Annotated in this window: 6 protein-coding genes; 4 read left to right on the plus strand and 2 right to left on the minus strand. The window is 68.4% G+C overall.

Translation table 11 applies throughout. From position 1 onward, the window contains the following. Together upp and R2601_RS10430 are read left to right on the plus strand one after the other, a co-directional pair. A partial coding sequence (gene upp, locus R2601_RS10425) for a uracil phosphoribosyltransferase (protein WP_007797670.1) occupies window positions 1–500 on the plus strand: 500 nt, incomplete at its 5' end. A gap of 66 nt (window positions 501–566) precedes the next feature. Continuing rightward, window positions 567–1,940 carry an SPOR domain-containing protein gene (locus tag R2601_RS10430; protein WP_040544595.1) on the plus strand — a complete coding sequence of 458 codons (1,374 nt, stop codon included), beginning with the start codon at window positions 567–569 and terminating at the stop codon, window positions 1,938–1,940. 189 nt (window positions 1,941–2,129) lie between these two features. Here the strand turns inward: R2601_RS10430 and R2601_RS10435 are convergent, their stop codons facing one another. Further along, entirely contained in the window at window positions 2,130–3,155 is a 1,026-nt protein-coding gene (locus R2601_RS10435) for a hypothetical protein (protein WP_007797675.1), read from the minus strand. 202 nt (window positions 3,156–3,357) lie between these two features. Here R2601_RS10435 and R2601_RS10440 point away from each other — a divergent pair, with 202 nt between their 5' ends. Then, a complete protein-coding gene (locus tag R2601_RS10440; protein ID WP_007797678.1) occupies window positions 3,358–4,041 on the plus strand; it encodes a ZinT family metal-binding protein in 684 nt (227 codons plus the stop codon). Between the two features lie 88 nt (window positions 4,042–4,129). Here the strand turns inward: R2601_RS10440 and R2601_RS10445 are convergent, their stop codons facing one another. Further along, on the minus strand, window positions 4,130–5,755 hold the full coding sequence (locus R2601_RS10445; protein ID WP_007797682.1) for an AMP-binding protein: 1,626 nt from the start codon (window positions 5,753–5,755) through the stop codon (window positions 4,130–4,132). 110 nt (window positions 5,756–5,865) lie between these two features. On the opposite strand from R2601_RS10445, the gene R2601_RS10450 reads away from it, so the two are divergent. After that, window positions 5,866–6,551, plus strand: a 686-nt coding sequence (locus tag R2601_RS10450; protein ID WP_083793910.1) for a sulfotransferase family 2 domain-containing protein, incomplete at its 3' end; no start/stop codon positions are given.

Raw genomic sequence — 6,551 nt, forward strand, 5'->3', positions numbered from 1 at the left:
TCACCCACGAGCTGCCGGTGACCACCAAGCGCATCGAGACGCCGATGTGCGAGATGGACGCGCCGGTGATCGAGGGCAAGAAGCTGGTGCTGGTGTCGATCCTGCGCGCCGGCAACGGGCTGCTCGACGGCATCCTCGAGCTTGTGCCGGCGGCGCGGGTGGGCTTTGTCGGCCTCTACCGCGACGAGGAGACGCTGAAGCCGGTGCAGTACTATTTCAAGGTGCCGAAGAACCTCGAGGACCGCTGCGTGATCCTCGTAGATCCGATGCTCGCGACGGGCAACTCCTCGGTCGCCGCGGTCGACCTGATGAAGGAAGCTGGCGCCAAGGATATCCGGTTCCTGTGCCTGCTGGCCGCCCCCGAGGGGGTCGAGAAGATGAAGCAGGCGCATCCGGATGTGCCGATCATCACGGCGGCGCTCGACGATCACCTGAACGAAAAAGGCTATATCGTTCCGGGACTAGGGGATGCGGGCGACCGCATGTTCGGCACAAAATAAGCGGTCAGTCCGCTTTACAGGGCTATATGGATCGGGCATGATTCCGCCAATCCTGTGGGGGCTGACATGCGATTGAAAACTCTGGCGTTCCTCGCCATCACCACCGCAGCGGCAGGCGCCGGGCTAGCGCCCGCGCTGGCCCAGGGGGTCACCACCATCGACACGCCGGCCGAGTTGCCGCCGGCCAGCTTCACCGGCACCCAGTATGCCGACAGCGAGGGCTGCGTCTTCGTGCGCGCCGGCTATGACGGGGCGGTGGTCTGGGTGCCGCGCGTGACGCGCGACCGCGATCAGGTCTGCGGCTACCCGCCGACCTTCGCGAGGTCCGCGCCGACGGCAACCGCCGCCGCGCCCGTGCCGGCGCCAGCTCCGCAGCCGACCGCGGCGCCCGCGCCGAAACCCGCTGCCGTGGCGGCCGCTCCGGCCCCGACGCGCACCACCCCCACCCGCACCACGAGCGCCCGTCAGCCGATGGAGACCGTGGCCTCAAAGCCCGCCACGCCTGCGCCGCAGCGCGTGGTGAAGGCTCCGGCCTCCAAGCCGCCCTCGGCGCCGCCGCCGCGGACGGTGGTGAAGACCGTGCCGGCCCCGGTCGCGACGGCCTCTCGGCTGCCGCGCGTGGCGACGCCGTCGCAGCTTTGCCCGCCCGGCGCCACCGGCACCGTTCAGAGCAACGGGCGCACCGTGCGCTGCGGCGTGCAGTCGAGCCCCTTCGTCACCGAGGTGCGCCGGGGCGAGGCTCCGAGCGCCGGCAAGAACGTCTATTACAACTACGGCAACGGGCAGGGCAGCTGGGACGACAGCCGCTCCGCAACGGGTGCGGACGACCCGGTCGCGCTGGCCCAGATCGCGGCCCGGCCGCAGAGTCGGATCGTGCCCAAACATGTCTGGGAGGCGCGCTCCGAGGTGCCGCCAGTGGTGCCGCAAGGCTATCGCCCGGCCTGGGAGGATGACCGGCTCAACCGTTACCGCGCGTGGCAGACTGTCGATGGCTACTACGCCACCCAGCGGCGCTGGACCAACACCGTGCCGCGGATCAACGACCTGACGCTGCGCCGCATCCCGGCGCGCGATCCGGAGATCGCCTATCGCGACAGCGAGCCGGCACCGCTGCCGGCCCAGATCATTGCCACCAGTGGCCGCACCGAGGCGCAGGCGCGCCGGACCGGGGTGATCTCGTCGCGCTCGACACAGGCGGCAGAGGCCCCGGCGCGTAAGGCCTCCGCGGCGGCGCGGTATGTCGAGGTCGGTCTCTTTACCACCAAGGACAAGGCCGATGCCGCCGCCGCAAGGCTGCGGGGGGCCGGGCTGCCGGTGCGCTACCTGCGCAGCGGCGAGACCCGCCGGGTGGTGGTCGGCCCCTATAGCGACGGCAACGCGCTGCAATCGGCGCTGCGCCGGGTCAAGGGCACCGGCTACGTACAGGCTTACCTACGCTGACGCTCTGTCGGCGATCACGGAAGAAGGCCCTACCGGAAACGGCGGGGCTTTTTTCTGGCAGGTTGGGCCGAGACAACGTGGCGCCGCGAACCCGTCTGGTGCGGGAGATCGCTTGCGCTGTGAGGGCCGGCTTGCCAAGCGAAGCTCTGGTGAAGCCGTTGTCCGAGATCGGTCTGGCGGAGTCGCCCGTCAGCCGCCGCAGATCGCCTGAAGCCGCAGCCAGTCGGGATCGGAGAGCACCGGACGGCTGCCCTCGACGGCGCGGGGATCAGCCTCGATCAGCGCCACCGTGCTCTCGCCGGTGACGTCGCGGGCAAAGGCGTAGGGCGTGCTGCGCAGCTCGGCCGCGGCGAAGGCGCGCAGCAGCGTGTCGGTCGCGACCGGCTCGCGCGCCTCGGTGAGCAGGGTCTCGGCATAGGCGTCGAGCGTGGCATCGGGCAGCGCACCGGTGGTGAGAAGCTTCAGCGTCGCCCAGAGGCCGCTATGGGAAAGCAGGTCGCCCAGAGGGTCGCTGGCCCGGGCGCGCAGCGATTCCGCCAGCAGGTAGCCGGCGGCGGTGTCGGGATCTTCGTAATCCTCGATCATCGCCCGGTTCATCAGGATCAGCCCACCCGGCAGGTGGGCGGTGTCGCGCACCCCGTCCGGCAGCACCACGAGATCGTTGCGCCGGGCGTCTCCCAGAACCCGCTGGGCCAGATGGCGCAGCGGCAGGCGCGCCTCTTCGGTCATGCAGGGCTGCCCCGAGATACGGGTGATCCGGGCCAGAAGCGCCTCGCCGATCTCGTCGCGCTTGACCGCGGGCACCACCCGCCGCGTGTGCTCGAGCAGGGCGCCCGGGAGCCAGAAGATCGCCCCGGCAAGCACCGTGGCGGCGACCGCACTCAGCAGCACCACGCGCAGCTTGCCCGGGCGCGGTCGGCGCCGGTCGATGGCACGCAGCAGGCGTTCGATCGCCTCGATCATCGTGGTTTCGTCGGCGGGCAGCTCCAGCGTCTCGCCCGGGTCGCCGTCGGGATGGTAGATGGCGGGGGTCTGCCCCTTGTTGGCGCGGCGCACGGCGGCCAGCGACCAATGCGCCAGCGGGCGCCCGGAGAACTCGGAAATCGTCAGCGAGGCATCGCCCAGCGACACGACCACTTCACGACGCTGCGCGTCGGGATCGGGCCGCCAGAGGCCCGATGCTTCCAGTCGTTGATACTCTTTGAGTGCCGTCATTCAGGGCTGCTCTGCCTCGTTTCGCGGCACCGTAGCATGGGCCGCGAGACAGGGGCAACGCGTTCCGGTCGGGGCGGGTTCGGTCGCCGTTTCGGGGTGTCAGTCGCGAGCGGGAGAATGGGCGTTGCGGAGCAACGACCTCCCGGTTATGTCGAAAGTGTTACATGATAACATTACAGAATCAGACACACGAGAGGTCTCCATGCCGTCCATCATGCCCACGCGTCTCAGCCTGCCGGTCCTTGCCCTGCTGATCGCGACGCCGCTCGCCGCTTTCGCTCAGTCTGCCGAGAGCCACGACCACGATCACGATCATGACCATGAGCACGCGCAAGGCCATGATCACGCCGAGAACGATGTCTATCGCGGCTATTTCGAAGACAGCGCGATCGCTGCCCGCCCGCTGTCGGACTGGCAGGGAGACTGGCAGTCGGTCTATCCCTATCTTCAGGATGGCACGCTTGATGTGGTCATGGCGCACAAGGCCGAGAGTGGCGAGAAAACAGCCGCCGAGCATCGCGCCACCTACGAGACCGGATACCGGACCGATGTAGACCGGATCGAGATCGAGGGGCAGGAGGTGACGTTTCACACCGCCGACGGCGCCGCCAGCGGCACCTACGCCGGCGACGGCTACGAGGTTCTGACCTACGCAGCTGGCAATCGCGGCGTGCGCTTCATCTTCGAGAAGCAGGGCGGAGACGCTGCGGCGCCGGCGTATATCCAGTTCAGCGACCACAAGATCGCGCCGGAACCCGCCGACCACTACCACCTCTACTGGGGCGACGACCGCGCGGCGCTTCTCGAAGAGGTCACCAACTGGCCGACCTACTATCCCGCCGACCTGAGCGGCGAGGCGATCGCGCAGGAGATGATGGCGCACTGAGCGCCGTCCGGCCCCCGGATGTCCCGGTCCCTCGCGCCCGGCAGAGACGCTGGGCACCGGGACCGTTGGGGGGCTGTCTTCGGGGCGCTCAGACCTCCCTGGCGCGGGTGCGGAGCTGGAACTTCTGGATCTTGCCAGTCGAGGTCTTGGGCAGCTCTTCGAACACCACCTTCTTGGGGGTCTTGAACCCTGCCAGCCGCTCGCGGGCAAAGGCAATAAGCTCGGCCTCGCCGGCCTCATGGCCGGGCTTGAGCTCGACGAAGGCGCAGGGCACCTCGCCCCACGTTTCGTCGGGCTTCGCAACCACGGCGCAGAGCAGCACCGCCTCGTGCCCCATCAGGGTGTTCTCGACCTCGACCGAGGAGATGTTCTCGCCGCCCGAGATGATGATGTCCTTGGCGCGGTCCGCAATCTGCACGTAGCTGTCGGGGTGCAGCACGGCGATGTCGCCGGAGTGAAAATAGCCCCCCTCAAAGGCCTCTCGGGTGGCCTTGGGTGCCTTGAGATAACCCTTCATCACGCCGTTGCCGCGATGCATGATCTCGCCCTTGGTCTCGCCGTCGGCGGGGATGATGGTCATCTGCTCGTCCATCACCGTGACGTGCTCCATGAACGGCATGGCGACGCCCTGGCGGGCCTTCATCGCGGCGCGCTCGGCGCCTTGCAGTGGTTCCCATGCGGCCTGCCAGGCGCATTCCACGTCGGGTCCGTAGGTCTCGGTCAGGCCGTAGACCTGGGTGACGTGGAAGCCCATGGTCTCGATCTTGGCGAGTGTGGCGGGGGCGGGGGGCGCGCCGGCGGTGAACACCTCGACCGCGTGGTCGAAAGCGCGCTTCTCCTGCTCGGGGGCGTTGACCAGCATGTTGAGCACGATGGGCGCGCCGCCGAAATGGGTCACGCCCTCGTCGGCGATGGCATCGTAGATGTTGTGCGCGGTGATGTCGCGGCAGCAGACCACGGTGCCGCCCACCGCCGGCATCATCCAGGTGTGGCACCAGCCGTTGCAGTGGAACAGCGGCACGATGGTCAGGTAGACCGGGTGCAGCACCATGCGCCAGCTCAGCACCTGCCCCATGGCGTTCAGGTAGGCGCCGCGATGGTGATAGACCACGCCCTTGGGCCTCCCGGTGGTGCCGGAGGTGTAGTTGAGCGCGAGGCTCTCCCACTCGTCCTCGGGCATGATCCAGTCGAATTCGGGATCGCCGGTGGCGAGGAAATCCTCGTACTCCAGGTAGTCGCCGAAGGCCTTGGCGCCGCCATGCGGGTCGGCCACCTCGATGACCTTGGGTGGCTCCTGCTCCATGAGCTCGATGGCCTCGGCGAGATGCGGGATGAACTGCGGATCACAGAGCACCAGCTTCGCCTCGCCGTGATCGAGGATGTAGGCGATGGTGTCGACGTCGAGCCGGGTGTTGATGGTGTTGAGCACCGCGCCGCAGGCCGGCACGCCGAAATGAGCCTCGGCCTGGGCGGGGATGTTGGGCAGGATCGTCGCCACCACGTCGCCGGGCTTGATGCCGATTTTCGTCAGCGCCGAGGCGAGCTGGCTGACCCGGTCGTGATGCTCGGCATAGGTCTTGCGATGCGGGCCGTAGATCACCGCCGGATGGTCGGGATAGATCTGCCGCGCCCGGCGCAGGAACGACAGCGGCGTCAGCGGCACGTGGTTGGCGGCGCATTTGCCGAGCCCGGTTTCGTCTGCAAGCCAGCCCATGGCGGATCCTCCCTGATCTCTCCTGCGCCCGACTATGCGCAGTCGCGGCGCGCTCGAAAAGCCCTGAATGGGGATTCCCGATGCGATCTTGCACGGTTACGGTGTCGGGCATGATCATCTCGCCCGGCCGCCGCTATATCTTCGTGCATATCCCCAAGACCGGCGGCACCGCGATGGCCACCGCGCTCGAGGCGCGGGCGCATCGCGACGACATCCTGATCGGCGATACGCCGAAGGCGCAGAAGCGGCGCGGACGGGTGGCGAAGCTCTCGGCGCGGGGGCGGCTCTGGAAGCACGCGATGCTGGGCGACATCGACGGGGTGCTGAGTCCTGAGGAGATCGCGGCGATGTTCACGGTCACGCTGGTGCGCAACCCGTGGGATCGGATGGTGAGCTATTACCACTGGCTGCGGGCGCAGAGCTTCGATCACCCGGCGGTGTCGTTGGCCGCGGAGCTGTCCTTCGGCGCCTTCCTGGCCCACCCGCAGACCGTCGCCAGCCTGCGCGCCGCGCCCTATGGGCGCTACATGCGTGACGTGACGGGGCAGGAGCGCGCCTCGCTCTTCATCCGGCTCGAGCATCTCGAGCAGGACATGGCACCCTTCGTGGCGCATCTGGGGTTCCGCCCCGAGATCCGGCGGATCAATGCTTCCGAGCGGGCGCGGGACTATCGGGGGTACTATGACGATGCGACGGCAGAGCGCGTGGCCAGGCTCTGTGCGGAGGACATCGCGCGCTTTGGTTACCGGTTTGACGATGTTGCGGACTCAGCCCGCGCCGCATCGGTGAGGCGGGC

Origin of the sequence: Salipiger bermudensis HTCC2601, from assembly GCF_000153725.1 — a bacterium.
Classification (GTDB): Bacteria; Pseudomonadota; Alphaproteobacteria; order Rhodobacterales; family Rhodobacteraceae; genus Salipiger; species Salipiger bermudensis.